Raw genomic sequence first — 20,979 nt, 5'->3', positions numbered from 1 at the left:
GTCACCCCTCGGCGGGGGCGGCGGACCGCTTCTTGCGGGCGCGGTACGCGGCGGCCTTGAGCCGGTTGCCGCAGGACTCCATGCCGCACCACTGCCGGCGCACACCGCGCGAGCGGTCGATGTAGACACGGGTGCACTCGGGGTTGCCGCACTCCTTCAGCAGCGGCACGTCCGGCCCGCTCAGCAGTTCGACGGCATGGCGCGCCACCGTGGACAGCGCCTCCTGCGGCGTCGCGTCCGTCCACCGGCCCGTCGGCGTGAGCTGCGGGGTGGCCGGGGGCCGGCGGGCCGCGTTGTTCACCACGGCGAGGGCCCGGCGATCGTAGGCGTCACCGGTCAGACGGGCGCCTACCAGCTCGTAGATCGCCTCCCGCAGCGCCTTCGCGCGCTCGACGTCGGCCGCCTCGCTGGGCGTGACGGCGTCCACCACCCCGGACTCCAGGAACCAGGCGTCCAGCCGCTCCGGCGACACGAACATCTCGAACCGCTCCGACCGCCGGGCCCGCAGCGTCGCGGCGAGATCCAGAGCGGGATCTCCGCAGAGGAAGACGTGGTCGAGGTGCACGTCACCATATTGACAGGTGACGCCGAAAAGGCCGTATCGGATCCTCCGATACGGCCTCTGACCTGCTGTGCGAGCAAGTCGGGACGACAGGATTTGAACCTGCGACCCCTTGACCCCCAGTCAAGTGCGCTACCAAGCTGCGCCACGTCCCGGTGCGCCACCGTCGCGGAGTTCCGCGTGATCGCGCGAACAGCACTTTACCCCACGACGGGCGGCGCACCGAAAGGGAGCCCGGCGCGGGACAATCGGCGTATGGACCGACGGGAGCGCGTGGACGGCATGGGCGGCACTCGGGGCGGCGCGAGGGGCGAGGGGGCCGTCGGGGCGCGGGACCGGGACGGCGAGGGGCGGGCGCGCAGCGCGCGGCCCCGGGACGGGCTGGGACGGCCGCTGCCGTACGGGGCGCAGGGGGTGGCGCGGCAGCCCGAGGGGGTCGTACGGACCCCGCCGGAGACCGTCGCCGAGGCGCAGGCGCTGCTGGACGCGGGGAAGCCGTTCCACGCGCACGAGGTCTTCGAGGACGCCTGGAAGAGCGGCCCCGAGGCGGAACGCGCCCTGTGGCGCGGCCTCGCCCAGCTCGCGGTGGGCCTGACCCACGCGGCCCGGGGCAACCTCACCGGCGGCCCCCGGCTGCTGCGGCGCGGCGCCGGGGCCGTGGCGGAGTGGGCGGCGGCCCCGGGGAGCGCGCGGGCGTACGGAATGGACCTCCCGGGGCTGGTCCGGTGGGCGCGGGCGTTGGCGGACGAGGTGGAGCGGACCGGCGCGGCGGTGGACGCGCAGCGGCGCGCACCGCGGCTGCGCTGACTCCCGGCCCGGTCGCTGTCAGTGGCGTACGGCAGACTCGGTGACGTGCGAAAGATTCATGTCATCGGTATCGGCGCGGGCGACCCCGACCAGCTCACCCTGCAGGCCGTGCGGGCCCTGCGGAGCACGGACGTGTTCTTCGTCCTGGACAAGGGCGAGGTGAAGAGCGACCTGACGCGGCTGCGCCGGGACATCCTCGAGGCGCATCTGCCGGAGGGCGGGTACCGGGTGGTCGAGGCGCGGGATCCGGAGCGGGACCGAAGGGCAGGCGGGGCCGACTACTCCCCCGCGGTCGGCGACTGGCGCAGCGCCCGCGCGGACATCTACGAGGGGCTGATCTCGCGGGAGCTCGGCGAGGACGAGAGCGGCGCGTTCCTGGTGTGGGGCGACCCCGCGCTCTACGACAGCACCCTGGGCGTCCTGGAGGAGGTGCTGGCCCGGGGCACGGTGGCCTTCGACCATGACGTCGTCCCCGGCATCAGCAGTGTCTCGGCGCTGGTCGCCCGGCACCGCACCGGGCTGAACCGGGTGGCGCGCCCGGTGCAGATCACCACGGGGCGGCGGCTCGCCGAGGGCTTCCCGGAGGGGGTGGACGACGTGGTGGTGATGCTGGACGCCCACCAGACCTTCCGGCGGTACGCCGAGGAGGACATCGACATCTACTGGGGCGCCTACATAGGCACCCCGGACGAGATCCTCGTCTCCGGCCCGATCGCCGAGGCCGGCCCCCGGATCGAGCGGGTGCGGGCGGAGGCGCGCGAGCGCAAGGGCTGGATCATGGACACGTATCTGCTGCGCCGCAACCCCGGGGAGCGGTAACCGGGCGCGGTAGCCCGGGCGGCCCGCCCGGCATGCGGGGGCGGCACCCCGATGTGATCGTGACCTCGTGACCGTCGCCGGGGAAAGAGCTCCCTCCTCCGCAGCGCAGCCGCCCGTGCTGGACCCGGGCCGCCGGAACATCGTGTTCGTGACGATCGTGCTGGGCCTGCTGCTCGCGGCGCTGGACCAGACGATCGTGGGCACGGCGCTGCCGACGATCGTGTCGGATCTCGGCGGGGCGACGCACATGTCCTGGGTGGTCACGGCGTATCTGCTCGCGGAGACGGTGGCGACCGTCCTCGTCGGCAAGTTCGGCGACCTGTTCGGCCGCAAGGTGGTCTTCCAGGTCTCGGCCGTCGTCTTCATCACCGGCTCCTTCCTGTGCGGTCTGGCCACCAGCATGCCGCTGCTGATCGCCTGGCGGGCCGTGCAGGGCGTCGGCGCGGGCGGGCTGATGGTGACGGCGATGGCGCTGATCGCCGATGTGATCCCGCTGCGCGAACGTGGCAAGTACCAGGGCGCGATCGGCGCCGTGTTCGGGGTGGCGACCGTCGTCGGCCCGCTGCTGGGCGGGCTGTTCACGGACCATCTGTCCTGGCGCTGGGCGTTCTACGTCAACGTGCCGATCGCGGTCCTCGTCGTCGTCGCGGCCGCCCGCACCATCCCCGTGGTGCGGGCGGCGGCCCGCCCGGTCATCGACTACCCGGGCATCGCGCTGATCGCGATCGGGGCGAGCGCGTTGATCCTGGCGACCAGTTGGGGCGGCACCGAGTACGCCTGGAACTCGGGTGTCGTCATCGGCCTGTTCGTGAGCGGAGCCGTCGCCCTCGCCCTGTTCTGCCTGGTGGAGACCCGGGCGAAGGAACCCATGCTGCCGATGCGGCTGTTCCGCAGCCCCGTCTTCACGGTCTGCTCGGTCCTCAGCTTCATCGTCGGCTTCGCGATGCTCGGCGCGATGACCTATCTGCCGAGCTATCTGCAGTACGTCGACGGCGACTCGGCGACCGTCTCCGGCGTGCGCACGCTGCCCATGGTGGCCGGTCTGCTCATCGCGTCGATCTTCAGCGGCAACGTGGTCAGCCAGACCGGCCGGTACCGGCTGTTCCCGATCGTCGGCTCGCTGGTGATGGCCCTCGGCCTGTATCTGATGTCCCTGATGGGACCGGACACGAGCGCCTGGCTGGAGTCGGTCTACATGTGCGTGCTGGGCACCGGCATCGGCCTGTGCATGCAGGTGCTCACGATCGCCGTGCAGAACACCGTCGCCTACGCCGACCTCGGCACCGCCACCTCCGGCGTCACCTTCTTCCGCACCCTGGGCAGTTCGTTCGGCACGGCCGTCTTCGGCACGATCTACACCAACGCCCTCACGCCCAACCTGCGGGAGGGCGTCGCCTCCGCCGCCGCCGTCGCGGGCGGCACCCCGGACGCGGCGGTCGTCGCCCGGGCGGCGACCAGCCCGCAGGGCGTGCACGCGCTGCCCTCCGCGGTCGCCGCGCCGATCATCGAGGCGTACGCCGACACCCTGCGGACGGTGTTCCTGTGGACCGTGCCGGTCGCGGCCGTGGGGTTCGTCGTCGCCCTGTTCCTGAAGCAGGTGCCGCTGCGCGACAGCGCGCGGATGGGCTCCACCGACCTGGGCGAGGGGTTCGCCTCCCCGCACGACGCGAACTCGCAGCGCGTACTGGAGGCCTCCGTCGCGAAGATCATCGGCGGGGCGGGGCTGGACACCGCGCGCCGGATCTTCGAGGACTCCGACACCCGGCTGGACGTGGCGGGCGCCTGGGCGGTGATGCAGGTGGAGCTGCACGACCGGATGGTGGGCCACACCAGCCTGGGGCTGGTCGCCGCCCGCCGCCGGCTGCCACCGGAGGTGCTGCTGCCGGTGTTCGACCGCATGGTCGACGAGGGATACCTGACCCGGGACGGCTCGCTGCTCTCGCTCACCGGGGCCGGGGTGCGCGAGGCCGCGGTGATCACCGAGGCCTGGGCCCGCTGGCTGGAGGAACGGGTGGCACAGGACATCGGCCACCCCGCGCCCAGCGATCTGCGCGCCGCCGTGGACACGATCTCCAAGCGGCTGCTGGCCGAGGACCTCGGCGACGGAGCACCCCGGGGCCGCGCGGAACCCGAACCGGCGGCCGTCGCCCCCTGAGAAACCTCCGACCGGTGCACGGTCTGTTCGGCCGGCGGTCGGTGCCTCTTGCATGTTCTATGTCATGGAGCATAATTACCGACCAGTAGCAGGCGGCTGTACCGAGCGCGCCTGCGGAGAGGTGTGCCCATGAGCCCGCGCAGGACCGACAGCCGCCGGCGGATGATCGCCGGCGCCGCCGACCTGCTCGGCGAGCACGGCGCGGGCGGGGTGAGCATCGACCGGGTGCTCGCACACAGCGGCGCGCCACGCGGCTCGGTGTACCACCACTTCCCGGGCGGCCGGGCCCAACTCATCGACGAGGCCGTGGTGTTCGCCGGGGACTTCATCGCCGGACTGATCGAGAGCGCGATGGACGACCCCGATCCGCTGCGGGCCGTCGACGCGTTCTTCACCCTGTGGCGGGAGCGGCTGGTACGCGGTGACTTCCGGGTCGGCTGCCCCGTCGTGGCGGTGGCCGTGGAGAACGACGACGCCGCCCCGGAGCAGGCCCGTTCCGCGGCGGCGGCCTTCGCCCGCTGGCAGCGGGCGCTGGCCGCGCTGCTGCTGCGGCACGGGCTGACCGAGGAACGCAGCCGGCGGCTGGCCGCGTTCGTCGTCGCCGCCGTCGAGGGGGCGGTGGTGATGAGCCGGGCCGAGCGGAGCACCGGCCCGATCGACGCGACCGCCACCGAGATCCACGACCTCCTGGACCACGCCCTGCGATCGGCGCGCCCGCAGCCCTGACATCGCCCTCCCCGCTCCTCCCTTCCCCTCCCCCGAAGCCCTGATGTGCCCGCCCCGAAGGAGTCGCCATGCCCACGCTCGACCGTCAGGAGAACGTCTTCGTCCTCGATCTCGGGGACGGCGAGAACCGCTTCCACCCCGACTGGCTCGCCGCCGTCGACGCCGCCCTGGACGAGGTGGAGAAGGCGGACGGCCCGCGCGCCCTGGTGACCGCCGCGACGGGCCGGTTCTGGTCCAACGGCCTCGATCTGGACTGGCTGTTCGCCCACGCCGACCAGCAGCAGGAGTACGTGATCGCGGTGCACGCGCTGTACGCCCGGCTGCTGACCCTGCCGGTCGTGACCGTGGCCGCGCTCCAGGGGCACACCTTCGCCGCGGGCGCGATGTTCTCGCTGGCCCACGATGTGCGGGTGATGCGCGCCGACCGCGGCTTCTGGTGTCTGCCCGAGGCCGACATCGGCATCCCGTTCTCGCCGGGCATGTCCGCCCTCGTCCAGGCCCGGCTCGCCCCGCGGACCGCCCACGAGGCCATGGTCACCGCCCGCCGCTACGGCGGCCACGAGGCGCTGGCCGCCGGGATCGTGGACCACGCGGTCGACGAGGACGCCGTACGGACCACGGCCGTCGAGCTCGCCGCGGCGCGGGCGGGGACGGCGGGCGACACCCTGCGCACCATCAGGTCCCGCATGTACGCGCAGGTGCTGACACCGCTGCGGGACCGGGAGAACCCGCTCGGCGACTGAGTCCGAGCAGCACGGACGCAACGCGGGACTGCAAGACTGCAAGACGCCAAGCACTGCGAAAGGACCCCCGTGACCACCACCGACCTCACCGCCCTGTCCGGCCTCGAACTCCTGCGTCTCGTACGGGACGGGCGGCTCGGCGACACGCCGTCCATCGGCCGGCTGCTGGGGATGCGCTTCGACGAGGTGGAGCACGGGCGGATCGTGCTCTCCCTCGACACGCGCCCCGACTTCGCCAACCCGCTCGGCACCGTGCACGGCGGCATCGCCGCGACCATGCTGGACTCGGCCCTCGCCTGCGCGGTCCACACCACCCTGCCCGCCGGCACCGGCTACACCACGCTGGAGCTCAAGGTGAACTACATACGGCCCGCCCGCACGGACGGCCAGACCCTGACGGCCGAGGGCACCGTCGTCCACGCGGGCCGCCGCACCGCCACGGCCGAGGGCAGGGTCGTCGACGAGGAGGGCCGGCTGATCGCCCACGCGACGACCACCTGCATGATCCTCCGGGCAGGTGACTGACCCCGGGGCTATCGTCCCCGTATGGATGCAGTGCGCGCCGTCCTGATCGACATCGACGGGGTCCTCACCGTCTCCTGGAAGCCGCTCCCGGGCACGGTGGAGGCGCTGCGTGCGGTCCGGGAGGCGGGGCTCCCCGTCGCTCTCGTCACCAACACCACCTCCCGCACCCGCGCCTCGATCGCCCGCACGCTCGCCGAGGCCGGTTTCCCGGTGACCGCCGAGGACGTCCTCACCGCCCCGGCCGCCACCGCCGCGCACCTCGCCGAACACCATCCGGGTGCCCGGTGCGCGCTGCTGAACAGCGGGGACATCGCGGAGGACCTCGAGGGGGTCACGCTCGTCGACGACGACGTGGAGGTGGTGGTCGTCGGGGGCGCCGGCCCCGAGTTCGGGTACGCGGCACTGGACCGCGCCTTCGGGCACCTCCAGCGCGGCGCGCGTCTGGTGGCGATGCACCGGAACCTTTACTGGCGTACGGACGCCGGGCTGCGGCTGGACTCGGGCGCGTTCGTGACCGGCCTGGAGGCGGCCGCGCGGGTCGAGGCCGAGGTCACCGGAAAGCCGTCGCCGGCGTTCTTCGCGGCGGCGCTGCGGCGGCTCGGCACCGGCGCGGACACGACGCTGATGGTGGGCGACGACATCGAGTCGGACGTCCTCGCCGCCCAGCGCGCCGGGATCACCGGAGTCCTGGTGCGGACCGGCAAGTACCTGCCGCAGACGCACCGCACGGCGAGCGGCACCCCCGACCACGTCCTGGACTCCTTCGCGGACCTGCCACGACTGCTCGGGCTGGGGCCCTAGCGCAGTAGCAGCTGCAGGCCGCCCACGACGGTCGCCGCGATGACGAGCTGTTCGAACAGGCGCTGGTTGATGCGGTGGACCGCCCACTTGCCGAGCACCGCGCCGGGGACGACGAACACGGCGAGCGCGGCGTCCAGGAGCAGCGAGGGGCCGTCGATCAGGCCGAGGCCGGCGCTGAAGGGCACCTTCGAGAGGTTGACGATGAGGAAGAAGAAGGCGGAGGTGCCGAGGAAGCCGAGTTTGCGGAAGCCCGCCGAGAGCAGGTACATCGACATCACCGGACCACCGGCGTTGGCGACCATCGTGGTGAAGCCGCCGAGGACGCCGTAGGAGCGGGCCGTGACGCGGCCCGCGCGGGTGACGACCGCGTCGGGTTCGACGGGCGCCTCGGCCGTCCGGCGGCGCCACACGGTGACGGCCGCCATCAGCAGCAGGATCGCGCCGATCGAGGTGCGCACCGCTCCGTCGTCGGCCCACATCAGGAAGACCGTGCCGAGGACCACCCCGGCCGCGACCGCCGGGAACAGCCGCCACAGGGTGGGCCAGTGGGCGTGCCGCCGGTAGGTGAGGACGGCCAGGACGTCCCCCGCGATCAGCAACGGCAGCAGGACCCCGGTCGACGCGCGGGCCGGCAGGACCGCCGCGAAGATCGCCAGGCTGACCGTGTTGGCGCCGCTGACCGCCGTCTTGGAGAAGCCGACCAGCAGGGCCGCGAAGGCGAGGGCGGCGAACTCCCAGCCGGTGATGTGCCACAGATTCATCGTGTTCATGCGGAGACCGATGCTAGGCGCACGCATACGACGGCGTAAGAACCGTCTCGCCAGATGGCCGGGCCTCACCGCCCGCCCTGAGAGGATCCCCCGGAGGCCTTCACCCGACCCAGCTGGAGGAGCCATGGCCGAGCACGTCCTCGCCGGCACACAGGGCGCGATCACCGCACACGCGTGGCCCAACCCGGCGGCCCGCTATGTCGCCCTCGTCGTGCACGGATACGGCGAGCACGCCGGCCGCTACACGGAACTCGCCGGCGTCCTGACCGCGCACGGCGCCGCCGTGTTCGCGCCCGACCACATGGGGCACGGAAGGTCGGACGGCGAACGGGTGCGGATCGAGGACTTCGAGGACGTGGTCACCGATGCGCGGGCCGTCGCCGAACTCGCCCGGGCCACACACCCGGACCTGCCGCTCGTCGTGATCGGGCATTCCATGGGCGGCCTGATCGCCGCCCGCTACGCCCAGCGGTACGGCGCCGGTCTCGCCGCGCTCGTCCTGTCCGGGCCGGTCATCGGCGCCTGGGACCTGCCCGGCCGGCTGCTGGCGCACGCGGAGATCCCCGACCTCCCCGTCAGCCCCGCCGCCCTCTCCCGGGACCCGGCGGTCGGGACGGCGTACGCGGCGGATCCCCTGGTCTGGCACGGGCCGATGAAACGGCCGACGCTCGAGGCGTTCGTACGGACCCTGGAGACCGTCGCCGAGGACGGGCACGTCGGACCGCTCCCGCTGCTGTGGCTGCACGGCGACGACGACCGGCTGGTCCCGCTGCCCGGCAGCCGCACCGGCGTCGAGCGGCTCGGCGGGGGCGGGCTGACCGAGCGGATCTACGCCGGGGCCCGGCACGAGGTGTTCAACGAGACGAACCGGACGGAGGTCTTCACCGACCTGACCGGCTTCCTGGACGGGGTCCTCGACCACGGCGAGGCGCCCCTGCCCGCCTACTGAGGCGATCCCGCCGCCAGCCTGGACAGCGCCGCCGACACCAGGGTCCGCACCCCCGGCACCAGCACCGCCGGATCCGGCGCGAACAACGGGCTGTGGTTTCCCGGCACGTTGGCGAACTTCTCCATCAGCTCCTCCCCTGGCGCCGCCTCCCAGACGGCGGCCGGGGTCGAGGTGACGTACCAGTAGTCGTACGGCACACCCTGGGGCGCGAGCAGCGAGAAGTCCTCGCTGCCCATCGTCCCGCCGAAGTCGAACACCGTGTGCTCGCCGAAGAGCCGCCGGTGCACGGTGGCGATCTCGCCGTCCAGGGCGGGGTCGTTGACGGTGTTCGGATAGCCGGGCAGGACGGTGACCTCGGGCGGCACCGGGCAGCCCGCGGCGGCGCACTCCCCCTCGACGATCCGGCGGATCGCGGTGAGGACGCGCTCGCGCACCCGGTCGTCCCGGGTCCGCACGTTCAGCGAGAGCCGGGCCTCGGCGGGGATGATGTTGGGTTTCGTCCCGGCGTGGAAGGAGCCCACGGTCAGCACCGCCGACTCGCCCGCCGCGACCTCCCTGGAGACGACCGTCTGGAGCCGGGTGACGACATACGCGGCCGTCACCACGGGGTCGACGGTCGACTCGGGCCGTGAACCGTGCCCGCCGACCCCGTACACGACGACCTCGACGTCGTCCGAGGCCGACAGGGTCAGTCCGGGCGTGTGCGGATAGAACCCGGCGAGCCCGGGTGCCGCGTGCTGCCCGAACAGCACGTCGGGACGCGGGAACCGTTCGTGGACGCCGTCCGCGACCATCGCGGCCGCCCCGCCCTCCGCCTCCTCGGCGGGCTGCCCGACCACGACGAGCGTGCCGGACCACAGGTCCCGGGCGGCGGCGAGGGCCTCGGCGGCGGCGGCGAGCCAGGTGACATGGAGGTCGTGGCCGCAGGCGTGCATCACCCCGTCGACGGTCGAGGCGTACGACAGCCCGGTCGCCTCCCGGACGGGCAGCGCGTCCATGTCGCCGCGGAGCCACACCACGGGCCCCTCGCCGTTGACGAGCACGGCGACCACCCCGGTGCGGGCGACGCCCTCGGTGACCTCGTACCCGGCGGCCCGCAGCCGGCCGGCGAGCCGCGCCGCGGTGCGGTGCTCCGCGAAGGCGAGTTCGGGGTGGCGGTGCAGGTCCCGGTAGAAGTCCTCCAGGTCTCCCTGCTTCAGTCCCGAGGTGATGTCCCGGGTGAGACGGGCGACGGCGGCCGGATCGGTCATAGGCGGAGGGTACGGGGTGGTCGGCCGAACGGTCGAGGAACCGGCCCCCGGACGTTGGCCGTTCGGCCGAGGCGCGGGGCACCCCCGGAAGGCGAGGCTGGAGCCGCTTCCTCCCGTTCCCCCTTCTCTCTATCTCTCTATCTCTCTTCCAGGAGTACGCGATGCTGTCCAGCAAGTTCGTCGTGGGCGCGATCGGAGGTGCCGCGGCCGTGGTGGCCGTCGGCGGCCTCGGCACCCATCTGCTCGCCGGCACCGAGTCGACCACCGGACTCGACCGGTTCACCACCGTGCTCGTCGACGGTCACAGGGCGCTGGCCGCGAACATCGTCGAGGGCCGCACCGAGGGCAAGTACCACCCGCTGCCGTGGGTCGGCACGGACGTCACGGTGACCTGCCCGAGCGGTCTGAAGGCGGTGGCCGGCGCCACCCTCACCTGCGTCGGCAAGGAGAGCGACGGAAAGACCGTCGACATCCCGGTCACCGTGGTGAAGGCCACCGCCGGCTCGGTCACCTGGAAGTTCGAGCGATGAGCCCGGACCGGGGCGCGGCCTGGGGCCCGCCCGCCTGAGGCATGATGCGACCCATGACCACCCCGAACCAGGCCGGCGGCGCCGGTGCCCCACCGATCAGGGTCCTGATCGCCGACGACCAGGACATGGTCCGCACCGGCTTCCGTTTCTTCCTGGACGCGCAGCCGGACATCACGGTGGTCGCCGAGGCCGCCGACGGCGAGGAGGCGGTGGCGCTGGCCCGCAGGCTGCGGCCGGACGTGTGTCTGCTGGACATCCGGATGCCGCGGCTGGACGGCCTGGCGGCGACCCGGCTGCTCGCCGGGCCCCAGGTGGCGGACCCGCTGCGGGTGGTCGTGGTGACCACCTTCGACCTGGACGAGTACGTGTACGGGGCGCTGCGCGGCGGCGCCTGCGGCTTCCTGCTGAAGGACTCGGGGCCGACGCTCCTCGCCGAGGCGGTCCGGGCCGCCGCCGCGGGTGACTCGCTGGTCTCCCCGTCGGTCACCGTCCGGCTGCTCCAGCACCTCACCGCCCCGCAGCCGCCCGCAGCGGCCCCGCGCCCGGCCGCCGCCGAGCCGCTCACCGACCGTGAGCTGGACGTCGTACGCCTGGTCGCCCTGGGCCGGACCAACGCGGAGATCGCCGCCGAACTGTACGTCTCCCTGTCGACGGTGAAGACCCATCTCTCCAGCGTCCAGCTGAAACTGGGCGCCCGGAACCGCGTGGAGATCGCGGCCTGGGCCTGGCAACACGGCCATGCCGGCCCCCGCGCATAGAACCTCAGAGGTCCAGGACGCGCGCGATCGTGCGCAGGACGCCGTTGTCGTTGTTGGAGGGGGCGAGGTGGCGGGCGCGGCCGAGGACCTGGGGGTGGGCGTTGGCCATGGCGAAGGACCAGTCGGCGGCGTCCAGCATCTCCAGGTCGTTGAGGTAGTCGCCGAACACCATGGTCTGCGCGGGGGTGATGCCCAGCTCGCGCTGGAGCCGGCGCAGGGCGGCGCCCTTGTTGGCGGTGCGGTTCATGACGTCGACCCAGTGCTCGCCGGAGACGACGACCTGGTGGGTGTCCGCGAACGGGGCGAGGGCCGGGGCGGTGGTCTGCTCGACGGGGCCGAAGTCGAAGAGAGCGACCTTGATGGCCTCGTCCTCGACGGCGGTGAGGTCCTCGACGAGTTCGCAGCGCACGTAGTACCGGCGCACCTCGGCCAGGAAGGCCTCGTCGGCCCGCTCGACGTACGCGGACCGCTTCCCGCAGACGACCGCGCCCAGGTCGACGCCGTCGGCCGCGAGTCCCCGTACGGTGTCCACGATCCTCGCGGCGACGCCCGGCGCGAGCGGATCGGAGCTCAGTTCCCGGCCGTCGCGCACCACATAGGTGCCGTTCTCGGCGATGAACACCATCCCGTCGGCGACCTCGGCGAACTCCGCCGCCAGGGTGGCGTACTGGCGTCCGCTCGCCGGGCTGAACAGCACCCCGCGCTCCCGCAGCCGCGCCAGGGTGTCCCACAGCCCCTCGGGTATCCGCTTGTCGTCGTCCAGCAGGGTTCCGTCCATGTCGGTGACGACGAGCCGGATGTCGACGGGACCGGCCGGGGGCTCGGCGGCGGTCGGCCGGGGGGCGTGCGAGTAGGGCATGTCCTGCTTCCTGTGCTGCGGGCGCGCGTGCTCCCGAGAGGGTGACCGGATTTTCACCCTACCGGGGGACCCCGCGAATCCCGGGACAGCGATGATCATGGGACGGCACAATGGACAGCCGGACGGTCGGTCGCGAGAAGGAGCGGTGACGTGGGCGGTGCACGGCTGGACACCAGCGTGGCGCACAACGCGCGGGTGTGGAACTACTGGATCGGCGGCAAGGACAACTACGAGGTCGACCAGCGGGTCGGCGAGCACGTCGCCGGCATGTTCCCGCTGATCCGGGACATCGCCCGGGCGGACCGCTGGTTCCTGGGCCGGGCGGTGCGGTTCCTCGCCGAGGAGCGAGGGGTGCGCCAGTTCCTGGACATCGGCACCGGGCTGCCGACGGCCGACAACACACACGAGATAGCGCAGCGGATCGCGCCGGACTCGAAGATCGTGTACGTCGACAACGACCCGATCGTGCTGGCCCACGCCCGCACCCTGCTGACGGGCACCTCCGAGGGCGCCACCGACTACATCGACGCCGACGTCCACGACCCGGGCGCGATCCTCGAACGGGCCTCCGGCACGCTGGACTTCGACCGCCCGGTCGCGGTGATGATGCTGGGCATCCTGAACTTCGTGCTGGACTACGAGGCGGCCCGCGACATCGCCCGCAAGGTCATGGCCCAGGTCCCCTCCGGCAGCTACCTGGTGCTCACGCACCCCACGCACGACCCGGAGGTGGGCGGCGAGGGCCAGATCCCGGCGATGAAGTTCTGGAACGAGAACGCCACCCCGCCCATCACGGCCCGCTCCGGCGCGGAGATCACCGCGTTCTTCGAGGGCCTGGAGCTGCTGGAGCCGGGCCTGGTGTCCTGCGCGCGCTGGCGGGCCGACGGCGACGCGGCGGCGGTGGTGCCGCAGTACGGCGCGGTGGCCGTGAAACCCTGAACTCACTGACGGACGAGCCCGTGGAGGACGTATGACCACCCTTGCCGACCCCGTCCCCGGCGGGCGTCCCGGAGACCTCGAGCGGGCCTCCGCGCTGAGCGGGGAGCTGTCCGGCGCGGGCGTGCACGGGATCGTCCTGTCCTACGTCGACACGGCGGGCGTCGGCCGGGTGAAGACGGTCCCGGCGGCGGGGCTGGCGTCGGCGGTGGCCTGGGGGGTGGGGATGTCCCCGGTGTTCGACACGTTCCTGGCGAACGACCACATCGTCACCACGGACGTCCTCGGCTCCCCCGACGGCGATCTGCGGCTGTACCCGGACCTGGACCGGCTGGTGGTGCTGGCCGGGCAGCCGGGGTGGGCGTGGGCCCCGGTCGACCGTCTCACCCAGGACGGCGAGCGGCATCCGGGCTGCTCGCGCACGTTCCTGCGGCGGATCGTCGCCGACGCCGCCCGCGACCACGGCCTGGCCTTCCGGGCCGGCATCGAGATCGAGTGGGCGGTCGGGCTGGACTCCGCGCCCGCCGGGGAGTTCGTCCCGGCGACCACGGGACCGGCGTACTCGGCGACCCGGATGGTCGAGCTGAGCGAGTACACCGCCGATCTGCTGGCCGCGTGCGAGGCGCAGGGCGTGACCGTCGACCAGATCCATCCGGAGTACGCGCCCGGGCAGTTCGAGATCTCGGTGGGGGCGCTGGACCCGGTGGCGGCGGCCGACCGCAGTGTCCTCGTGCGGCAGACGATCCGCGCGGTGGCCCGCCGGCACGGGCTGCGGGTCTCGTTCTCCCCCGCCGTCGCCGCGGAGGGCGTCGGCAACGGCGGGCACGTCCATCTGTCCGCCTGGCGGGACGGCGTGAACCTGCACTCCGGGGGCGAGGGACGGCACGGCCTGACGGCCGACGCGGAGTCCTTCGCAGCCGGGGTCCTCGCCCGGCTGCCCGCCCTGACGGCGGTGACCGCGCCCAGCCCGGCCAGCTATCTGCGACTCAAACCCTCCCAGTGGGCGGGGGTGTTCACCGCCTGGGGCCTGGAGACCCGTGAAGCGGCCCTGCGGCTGGTACGGGGCACGGCGGGCCGGCGCGCGGAGCAGGCGAACCTGGAGGTCAAACCGGTCGACCTGGCCGCCAACCCGTATCTGCTGCTGGGCTGTCTGATCGCCGCCGGACTGGACGGGGTGGCCGCGCGGGCCACGCTCCCGGAGGAGATCACCGGCGACCCGGCCCGCCTCGCCGCCGACGAGGCCGCGGCGCAGGGCGTACGACGCCTGCCCGCCTCGCTCGACCGGGCCCTCACGGAGTTCCGCGCGGACGCGGTGCTGCGGGCCGCGCTGGGACCGGTCCTCGCCGACGCGGTGACCGCCGTACGGCAGGGCGAGATCGACGCGACGTACGGGCTGGACGACGCACAGGTGGCCGCCGCCTACCGGTGGGTGTACTGACATGGGCGCCGGACCGGTCCACGAGGAGCTCGCCGCGCTGGAGTCGGTGGATCACCACTGCCACGGCGTGACCACCGGCGCCCTGGACCGGCCGGGCTTCGAGTCGCTGCTCACCGAGGGCGAGCACTGGGCGGGCCTCTCCTCCTTCGACACCCCCGCCGGGGTCGCCGTACGCCGCCACTGCGCACCCCTGCTCGACCTCGACCGGCACGCCCCCGCCGACGCCTATCTGGCCCGGCGCGCCGAGCTGGGCCCGCAGGAGGTGAACCGCCGCTTCCTCACCGCGGCCCGCACCGGTGTGTTCTGCGTCGACACCGGTTTCGCCCCGCTCCCCCTCACCACCCCCGCCGAACTGGCCCGCGCGGGCGGCGGCACCGCGCTGGAGATCGTACGACTGGAGTCGGTGGCGGAGTCCGTGGCCGCGCGGGGTGTCGACGCGGGCGGGTACGCCGACGCCTTCCGGGCGGCGGCGCTGGACGCGGTGCGCCGCCCGGGGGTGGTCGGGGTGAAGTCGGTGGCCGCCTACCGCACCGGCTTCGACCTGGACCCGGCCCGCCCCTCGGACGTCGAGGTCACCCGGGCGGCCCGACGGTGGCTGGCGCGCGGCGGCCGGCTCGACGAACCGGTCCTCGTCCGGCATCTGCTGTGGACCGCCGTCGATCTGGGCCTCCCGCTGCAACTGCACACGGGCTTCGGCGACCACGACATCCGGCTGCACCGGGCGGATCCGGCGCATCTCACGGACTGGCTGCACCTGATCGCGGGAACGATTCCCGTGCTGCTCCTGCACTGCTGGCCCTACCAGCGGCAGGCCGCGTACCTCGCGGCCGTGTTCGAGCAGGTGTACCTCGACGTGGGGCTGACCCTGCACCACGTCGGCCCGGTGCGGGCACGGACGGTGCTGGAGGAAGCGTTGGAGATCACACCGTTCCGCAAACTGCTGTACAGCTCGGACGCCTACGGTGTGTCGGAGTTCTACGCGCTCGGAGCGCTGGCGTTCCGCCGAGGCCTTGGAGACCTCCTCCAGGACCGGGTGGACGCCGACGAACTGAGCCTGCCCGACGCGCTGCGCCTGGCGCGCTGGGCCACAGCGGACAACGCCCGCCGGGTCTACCGGCTTCCCGACGGACACTGAAAGTATGATCAAGCAATGTCAGACTTGACCGAGACCACACCCGGCTGGCTGAGCGCGGACGAGCTCGAGATGGCCCGCGCCCGGATGCCGATCCTCTACGTCGAGGCCGTGCCCGTGCGCGTCGACGACAGCGGCGAAGTCGTCAGCATCGGACTGCTGCTGCGCATCGGACCCGACGGAAACGTCAGCCGGACCCTGGTCTCCGGCCGGGTCCTGCACCACGAGCGGGTCCGCGACGCCCTGCTGCGGCACCTGGAGAAGGACCTCGGGCCGGTGGCCCTGCCCAAGCTGCCGGCCTCCCTGCAGCCGTTCACGGTCGCGGAGTACTTCCCGACGCAGGGCCTCACGCCGTACCACGACCCCCGTCAGCACGCGGTGTCGCTGGCCTACATCGTGCCGGTGACGGGTGACTGCCAGCCCCGGCAGGACGCCCTGGACCTGGTCTGGTTCGACCCGCAGGAGGCGGCCTCCCCGGCGGTGCAGAGCGAGATGCCGGGCGGACACGGGTTCCTGCTGCGCCAGGCCCTGGCGCACGTCGGCCTGTCGGCCTCCTGAGCGGGATGGTTCCCCGTCAGCGTGCGCTGATCGGCGCGGCCCGCAGTCGCCCCTGCACCCTCGTGGTGTGCAGGGGCTGCTGCTGCGGCGACGCCCGTAAACACCCCGGCTACGACCACGCCTGGCAGCTGGAGCGGCTGCGGGCGGCCGCCGCCGGCTCGGACGGCGCCCTGGAGGTCCGTACGACGGACTGCCTCGGCCCGTGCGACCAGGCCAACGTGGTCGTCGTCCAGCCTTCCGCCGCCGGGCGCCGGGCGGGTGGGCGGCCCACCTGGGTCGGCTTCGCCTCGGACGACGACTGCACCGACGAGCTGCTGGCGTGGGCGCGGGCCGGCGGCCCCGGCGTGGCGGCGCCCCCGGTCACCCTGGAACTGCAGTTCATCCAGCCGCCCCGGGACGCCCGGGTCCGCAGCCGGCGCTGACAACTTCCCCGGCTGTGGGCCGAGTTGGGCGCGCGGATCTTGATGTCGTAGGTTGACCCGATGGGGGCTACGACACAAGAGCGGGCGGGGAAACGTTCCGGCGGGGCGGCGCGGTCGTCGGCGCTGATGGCGCTGGGCACCGTGGTGTCCCGGGCGACGGGGCTGATCCGGCAGGTGTTGCAGGGCGCCGCACTGGGCACCGGCCTGCTGGCGACCACGTACAACACCGCGAACACCGTGCCCACCAGCCTGTACACGCTGCTGATCGGCGGCGCGCTGAACTCGGTGCTGGTACCGCAGCTGGTGCGGGCCCGGTCGGCCCACGCGGACGGCGGCCGGGCGTACGAGCAGCGGCTGGTGACCCTGGTGGTGTCCGTGCTGGCCGTCGGGACCGCGCTGGCGGTGTGGGCGGCCCCGCAGATCGTCGCCGTGTATCTGCGCGACACCCCGGACCACCACGACGCGTACCGGCTGACCGTCGTCTTCGCCCGCTTCCTGCTCCCGCAGATCTTCTTCTACGGGCTGTTCAACATGTACGGCCAAGTCCTGAACGCCCGTGAGAGGTTCGGCGCGATGATGTGGACGCCGGTCCTCAACAACATCGTGCTGCTGGGCGTGTTCGGCGCCTACCTGGGACTGATGACCGTGCCCGCGCGGGTGCAGGACATCACCGACACGCAGGTGCGCCTCCTCGGCGTCGGGACGACGGCCGGGATCGCGGTGCAGGCGCTGGCGCTGGTGCCGTTCGCGCGGGCGGCCGGGTTCCGGTTCCGGCCGCGCTTCGACTGGCGCGGCTCGGGGCTCGGTTCCGGTGTGCACGCCGCCAAGTGGACCCTGCTGTTCGTCCTGACGAACCTCGTCGCCCTGACCGTCGTCACCAACTACGCGAACGCGGCCGACCAGGCGCTGCCGGACGCCGGCGCGGGCTACACGGCGTACACGTACGCGCAGACCATCTGGATGCTGCCGCAGTCGGTGGTCACGGTGTCGCTGGTGACCGCGCTGCTGCCGAGGATGAGCCGGGCGGTGGCGGAGGGCCGGATCGCGGACCTGCGCGCCGATCTGTCCCGGGGGCTGCGGGTGAGCGGGGTCGTCGTGGTGCCCGCCGCGTTCCTGTTCCTCGCGCTCGGCCCGCGGATCGCCACGCTGCTGTTCGCGCACGGGGCGGCCGACGCGGCCTCCGCGCAGCCGCTCGGGCACATGCTCCAGGCGTTCGGCCTCGGTCTGATCCCGTTCTCGGCGCAGTATCTGCTGCTGCGCGGCTTCCACGCCTTCGGGGACACCCGGACGCCGTTCTTCCTGGCGGTCTGGATCGCGACGGTGAACATCGCCCTGGCCACCGCCTGCCATCTACTGCTGCCGGTCCGCTGGGCGGTGACCGGCATGGCCGGCGCCTACACCGTGTCCTACCTGGCCGGACTCGCCCTCACCGCCCGCCTCGTACGCCGACGGGTCGGCGGCCGCCTCGACGACGGCGCCCTGCGCCGGACGTACACCCGGCTGATGGGCGCCTCGGCCCTGGCGGCGGCCCTCGGCTGGGCGGCCGACCGGGCCTGCGGCACGTGGCTGGGCGGCGGCACGGTCCCCACCGCGCTGGCGCTCACGGCGGGGACCCTCACCCTGGGCCTGGTCTACACGGCCCTGGCGCGGCTGCTGAAGGTGGAGGAACTACGACAGCTCGGCCGGATCCGCTGAGCCGCCCTCACCGGGTGATCTGCTCGGCGAGGGCTGCGCGGGCACGGGCCACCCGCGACCGGACCGTCCCCACCGGGCAGTCGCTCACCCGGGCAGCCTCCTCGTACGGCAGCCCCAGCAGCTGCGTCAGCACGAACGCCTCCCGCCGGTCGGCGGGCAGCGCCTCCAGCAGCTCGCGCAGCACGATCCCGTCGTCGAAGCCGGGCAGCCCGCGCGGCTGGGCCAGCTCCACGGCCGGCCGCCAGTCCGGCAGGTCCGCGAGGCGGGGGCGGGTGGCTGCGTACCGGTAGCTGTCCATCACGGCCCGGCGGGCGATCGACAGCAGCCACACCCGCGCCGAGCACCGCCCCTCGAACCGGTGCAGACTGCCCAGCGCCCGCAGGAAGGTGTCCTGCGCCAGGTCGTCCACCGCCTGCGGGTCGGCGCACAGATGGGCGACGTACCGCAGCACGTCCCGGTGCAGGGCCCGTACGAGCTGCTCCACGGCCCCGGCGTCCCCGTGCCGGGCGGCCAGGGCGAGGGCGGTGGTGGTCTCGTCGGCGGGGGTGTCCTTGTGGGCGCGGCGGTGGGTGCTGTGCCGGGCGGACTTGGCGTGGGTTCGGGGGCTCTCGTGTTTGCCGGTCTTCTTGTCGCGCGGGGTCGTCGGAGCAGGGGGCATCGCCATGGGTCCTTCTCGGGTGGAGGGGAAAGTGCCGTACGGTTCCGGCCGTCGTCGGACGGCGGTCCGCGCGGGCGGCCCCCGGGGAGTGATCGCGTGGACGAGGAGGAACGGCCGCGGCGCCCGCTCCGAACGACCGCGCACCCCGGCATGGGACGGACGGGGCAGGACGGGCCGGTGGGCGGGCCACCGCAGCGGGGCGGTCAGCCACCCGGCCACGGCCCGCAGCACCCGGAACCCGGCCCGCTCCCCGAACGCCAGCCAGAGTCCGCACAGCAGCGCGGCGAGCACATGGGCGGCGAGCATGCCGGAGTCCGATCCGTAGCCCGGTCCGGACCCCATGTGCTCCATGCCGTCCATGGCGCCACCACCGGCCTGCGGCGCGAGGGAGAAGGCGAAGTGCAGCCCGGCCTGCGCGGCGAGCGCCACCGCCGTCACGGCCGGCACATCCCGCTCCCGCCCGGCCAGGCACCAGCCCGCCCCGCCGACGACGGCGAACCCGCCGACCGGCGCCCACCAGGACAGGAGGTCCCCGGACATCATGACGTGCCCCAGGGCGGCGAGCAGCACACAGACGGCCGCGAACACGGCGGCCCTCAGCATGCGCGACCAGCACCCCGGGATCATGGGGCCTCATCCTGGCAGCGCGTTCCCGGGGACCGACGGGGGTTGGGCGAATCCACAGCCTGCACGGGAGGTTCACAGGCTGAACCGACGGAGTCTCAGAAACCGACCGATCAGGGCTTGTTCCAGGAGAGGCTGACGGTCAGCTGAGCCGACGCGCCGACCGCCGTGACGATGGCCCCGGCCTGCGCGTTCAACTCGACGCCGAATTGCACGACAAGGCCGTCCGGCCGCTGCGGGAAGTCCTTCACCTGTGCGGCCACTCCATGGGCGACCGCCCGCACGGCATGCATGACGGACTCGAAGGTGCCCTCGGCTTTGTCGATCACGGTGGACGGCGACGCTCCCCGGGTGAGCACGGAGCTTTGTGTCTGCTCCTCGGAAACCCGGACGAGAACAGCGCTGCCGTCATCTAGCAGGAACTCTACAATCGCCATAAACTACGAATTATCACGAAATCCCCGATACTGCTGGGTAGTTGACGGTTCTTCCAATTCTGGAAGGAGCTGAACGATGCCTCTCGCCGTCGAGATCGTTCTCATCGTCATCGGAATTCTGCTCCTGGCGGCTGCTCTGATCGGCAGCGGTATCTCCAGACGCCTGATGACGATCCCGAAGATGAAGCGAGCGCCGCGCATCGTGATCGCCATATTGGGCGTGCTGCTGCTGGCGGGCGGGATGTGGGGGGTGACCACCGAGGCGAATCAGCACGGGCCCTCACTGTCCGCCCTCAAGAAGCACATTCCGTCCGACGTGACATCGACGCTGACCTGCAGGGAGGCCGCCGAGGCCCCCAAGGGGGCGGTGAAGATGGACTGCAGCACCCAGGACAGCGTCCCCGAGCAGGTCTGGTATGTCATGTTCGACAACGTGAACGCGATGCAGGACTGGTGGGTGAGCCAGGCCAGGCCCAGCGACCTACCGGGAAGCAGCTGCGCCACCTTGAGCGACTTCAAGAAGGGGAGCTCGTATTGGTACTACGTTGACGACCAGTCCGTCGCCGTCGGTGACGAATCCTGCTACGCAGCCGGCAACATCGTTGTGGCCATGTACACGGACCGGCGTTTCAATATCGTCGTCTGGGCACAGATATCGGACCCGAAGAATTTCTCCGAGTTCCAGAGCTGGCTCACCAACACCTCTAGGCCGACAGGGCCGGATGACGCCACCCCCGAAACTCCCTCGCAAACCCCCGACGGTGGTTGACCCGGTCGGCCCGGGGAGAGAAGGGCGCCATGGCGGCCGATTTTGATTTCGTCCTC

Annotated in this window: 23 protein-coding genes and 1 tRNA gene; 17 read left to right on the top strand and 7 right to left on the bottom strand. The window is 72.7% G+C overall.

Annotated elements, in window-relative coordinates; genetic code table 11:
• Position 1: 1 nt before the first annotated feature.
• Entirely contained in the window at positions 2–565 is a 564-nt protein-coding gene (locus tag ABZ464_RS21870) for an ABATE domain-containing protein (RefSeq protein WP_359279286.1), read from the bottom strand.
• A 78-nt stretch (positions 566–643) separates the two neighbouring features.
• Positions 644–717 (bottom strand) — tRNA-Pro (locus ABZ464_RS21865).
• Between the two features lie 100 nt (positions 718–817).
• Here ABZ464_RS21865 and ABZ464_RS21860 point away from each other — a divergent pair.
• The 7 genes from ABZ464_RS21860 to ABZ464_RS21830 all read left to right on the top strand — a co-directional run bounded on the left by ABZ464_RS21860 (position 818) and on the right by ABZ464_RS21830 (position 7,138).
• A complete protein-coding gene (locus ABZ464_RS21860) occupies positions 818–1,369 on the top strand; it encodes a DUF309 domain-containing protein (RefSeq protein WP_359279285.1) in 552 nt (183 codons plus the stop codon).
• A gap of 45 nt (positions 1,370–1,414) precedes the next feature.
• Positions 1,415–2,188 carry a precorrin-6A synthase (deacetylating) gene (cobF, locus tag ABZ464_RS21855; RefSeq protein WP_359279284.1) on the top strand — a complete coding sequence of 258 codons (774 nt, stop codon included), beginning with the start codon at positions 1,415–1,417 and terminating at the stop codon, positions 2,186–2,188.
• 67 nt (positions 2,189–2,255) lie between these two features.
• Entirely contained in the window at positions 2,256–4,343 is a 2,088-nt protein-coding gene (locus tag ABZ464_RS21850; protein ID WP_359279283.1) for an MDR family MFS transporter, read from the top strand.
• Positions 4,344–4,472: 129 nt separating this feature from the next.
• On the top strand, positions 4,473–5,069 hold the full coding sequence (locus ABZ464_RS21845; protein ID WP_359279282.1) for a TetR/AcrR family transcriptional regulator: 597 nt from the start codon (positions 4,473–4,475) through the stop codon (positions 5,067–5,069).
• 68 nt (positions 5,070–5,137) lie between these two features.
• Entirely contained in the window at positions 5,138–5,812 is a 675-nt protein-coding gene (locus ABZ464_RS21840; protein ID WP_359279281.1) for an enoyl-CoA hydratase-related protein, read from the top strand.
• Between the two features lie 69 nt (positions 5,813–5,881).
• Positions 5,882–6,337 (top strand): PaaI family thioesterase, encoded by a 456-nt coding sequence (locus ABZ464_RS21835; protein WP_359279280.1) that lies wholly within the window; start codon positions 5,882–5,884, stop codon positions 6,335–6,337.
• Positions 6,338–6,358: 21 nt separating this feature from the next.
• Positions 6,359–7,138 carry an HAD-IIA family hydrolase gene (locus ABZ464_RS21830; protein WP_359279279.1) on the top strand — a complete coding sequence of 260 codons (780 nt, stop codon included), beginning with the start codon at positions 6,359–6,361 and terminating at the stop codon, positions 7,136–7,138.
• Here ABZ464_RS21830 and ABZ464_RS21825 read toward each other — a convergent pair.
• Positions 7,135–7,908: a sulfite exporter TauE/SafE family protein gene (locus ABZ464_RS21825; RefSeq protein WP_359279278.1), complete on the bottom strand. Its 774-nt coding sequence runs from the start codon at positions 7,906–7,908 to the stop codon at positions 7,135–7,137. The two genes, ABZ464_RS21830 and ABZ464_RS21825, sit on opposite strands and share 4 nt — an antisense overlap.
• Positions 7,909–8,032: 124 nt before the next feature.
• On the opposite strand from ABZ464_RS21825, the gene ABZ464_RS21820 reads away from it, so the two are divergent.
• The gene (locus tag ABZ464_RS21820) at positions 8,033–8,857 is read left to right on the top strand and encodes a lysophospholipase (RefSeq protein ID WP_359279277.1); all 825 of its coding nucleotides are present in this window, start codon (positions 8,033–8,035) and stop codon (positions 8,855–8,857) included.
• Here ABZ464_RS21820 and ABZ464_RS21815 read toward each other — a convergent pair.
• On the bottom strand, positions 8,851–10,107 hold the full coding sequence (locus tag ABZ464_RS21815; RefSeq protein WP_359279276.1) for an amidohydrolase: 1,257 nt from the start codon (positions 10,105–10,107) through the stop codon (positions 8,851–8,853). The two genes, ABZ464_RS21820 and ABZ464_RS21815, sit on opposite strands and share 7 nt — an antisense overlap.
• A gap of 161 nt (positions 10,108–10,268) precedes the next feature.
• Here ABZ464_RS21815 and ABZ464_RS21810 point away from each other — a divergent pair, with 161 nt between their 5' ends.
• The gene (locus tag ABZ464_RS21810; RefSeq protein WP_359279275.1) at positions 10,269–10,637 is read left to right on the top strand and encodes a DUF4333 domain-containing protein; all 369 of its coding nucleotides are present in this window, start codon (positions 10,269–10,271) and stop codon (positions 10,635–10,637) included.
• A gap of 53 nt (positions 10,638–10,690) precedes the next feature.
• A complete protein-coding gene (locus ABZ464_RS21805) occupies positions 10,691–11,395 on the top strand; it encodes a response regulator transcription factor (RefSeq protein WP_359279274.1) in 705 nt (234 codons plus the stop codon).
• A 4-nt stretch (positions 11,396–11,399) separates the two neighbouring features.
• Here the strand turns inward: ABZ464_RS21805 and ABZ464_RS21800 are convergent, their stop codons facing one another.
• Entirely contained in the window at positions 11,400–12,254 is an 855-nt protein-coding gene (locus tag ABZ464_RS21800) for a Cof-type HAD-IIB family hydrolase (protein ID WP_359279273.1), read from the bottom strand.
• A 150-nt stretch (positions 12,255–12,404) separates the two neighbouring features.
• Here ABZ464_RS21800 and ABZ464_RS21795 point away from each other — a divergent pair, with 150 nt between their 5' ends.
• From ABZ464_RS21795 to murJ, 6 genes are all read left to right on the top strand, one after another.
• Positions 12,405–13,193, top strand: coding sequence for an SAM-dependent methyltransferase (locus ABZ464_RS21795; RefSeq protein WP_359279272.1), 789 nt, complete (start codon positions 12,405–12,407; stop codon positions 13,191–13,193).
• Between the two features lie 31 nt (positions 13,194–13,224).
• Positions 13,225–14,628, top strand: coding sequence for a glutamine synthetase family protein (locus tag ABZ464_RS21790; protein WP_359279271.1), 1,404 nt, complete (start codon positions 13,225–13,227; stop codon positions 14,626–14,628).
• Between the two features lies 1 nt (position 14,629).
• Positions 14,630–15,763, top strand: a complete 1,134-nt coding sequence (locus ABZ464_RS21785) for an amidohydrolase family protein (RefSeq protein WP_359279270.1) — start codon at positions 14,630–14,632, stop codon at positions 15,761–15,763.
• A 15-nt stretch (positions 15,764–15,778) separates the two neighbouring features.
• Positions 15,779–16,318 carry an NUDIX hydrolase family protein gene (locus ABZ464_RS21780; RefSeq protein ID WP_359279269.1) on the top strand — a complete coding sequence of 180 codons (540 nt, stop codon included), beginning with the start codon at positions 15,779–15,781 and terminating at the stop codon, positions 16,316–16,318.
• A 5-nt stretch (positions 16,319–16,323) separates the two neighbouring features.
• Positions 16,324–16,740 (top strand): (2Fe-2S) ferredoxin domain-containing protein, encoded by a 417-nt coding sequence (locus tag ABZ464_RS21775; protein WP_359279268.1) that lies wholly within the window; start codon positions 16,324–16,326, stop codon positions 16,738–16,740.
• Between the two features lie 126 nt (positions 16,741–16,866).
• On the top strand, positions 16,867–18,435 hold the full coding sequence (gene murJ / locus ABZ464_RS21770) for a murein biosynthesis integral membrane protein MurJ (RefSeq protein WP_359279413.1): 1,569 nt from the start codon (positions 16,867–16,869) through the stop codon (positions 18,433–18,435).
• Positions 18,436–18,442: 7 nt separating this feature from the next.
• Here murJ and ABZ464_RS21765 read toward each other — a convergent pair whose 3' ends face one another.
• Together ABZ464_RS21765 and ABZ464_RS21760 are read right to left on the bottom strand one after the other, a co-directional pair.
• Complete coding sequence (locus ABZ464_RS21765; protein WP_359279412.1) at positions 18,443–19,093, bottom strand: sigma-70 family RNA polymerase sigma factor; 651 nt, start codon at positions 19,091–19,093, stop codon at positions 18,443–18,445.
• A gap of 737 nt (positions 19,094–19,830) precedes the next feature.
• Positions 19,831–20,154 (bottom strand): CU044_2847 family protein, encoded by a 324-nt coding sequence (locus tag ABZ464_RS21760; RefSeq protein ID WP_359279267.1) that lies wholly within the window; start codon positions 20,152–20,154, stop codon positions 19,831–19,833.
• A 76-nt stretch (positions 20,155–20,230) separates the two neighbouring features.
• On the opposite strand from ABZ464_RS21760, the gene ABZ464_RS21755 reads away from it, so the two are divergent.
• Positions 20,231–20,923: a hypothetical protein gene (locus tag ABZ464_RS21755; RefSeq protein ID WP_359279266.1), complete on the top strand. Its 693-nt coding sequence runs from the start codon at positions 20,231–20,233 to the stop codon at positions 20,921–20,923.
• Positions 20,924–20,979 lie beyond the last annotated feature (56 nt).

This window comes from Streptomyces sp. NPDC005820, assembly GCF_040630255.1.
Taxonomy (GTDB): domain Bacteria; phylum Actinomycetota; class Actinomycetes; order Streptomycetales; family Streptomycetaceae; genus Streptomyces.
This window is presented reverse-complemented; position numbering and strand designations above follow the sequence as displayed.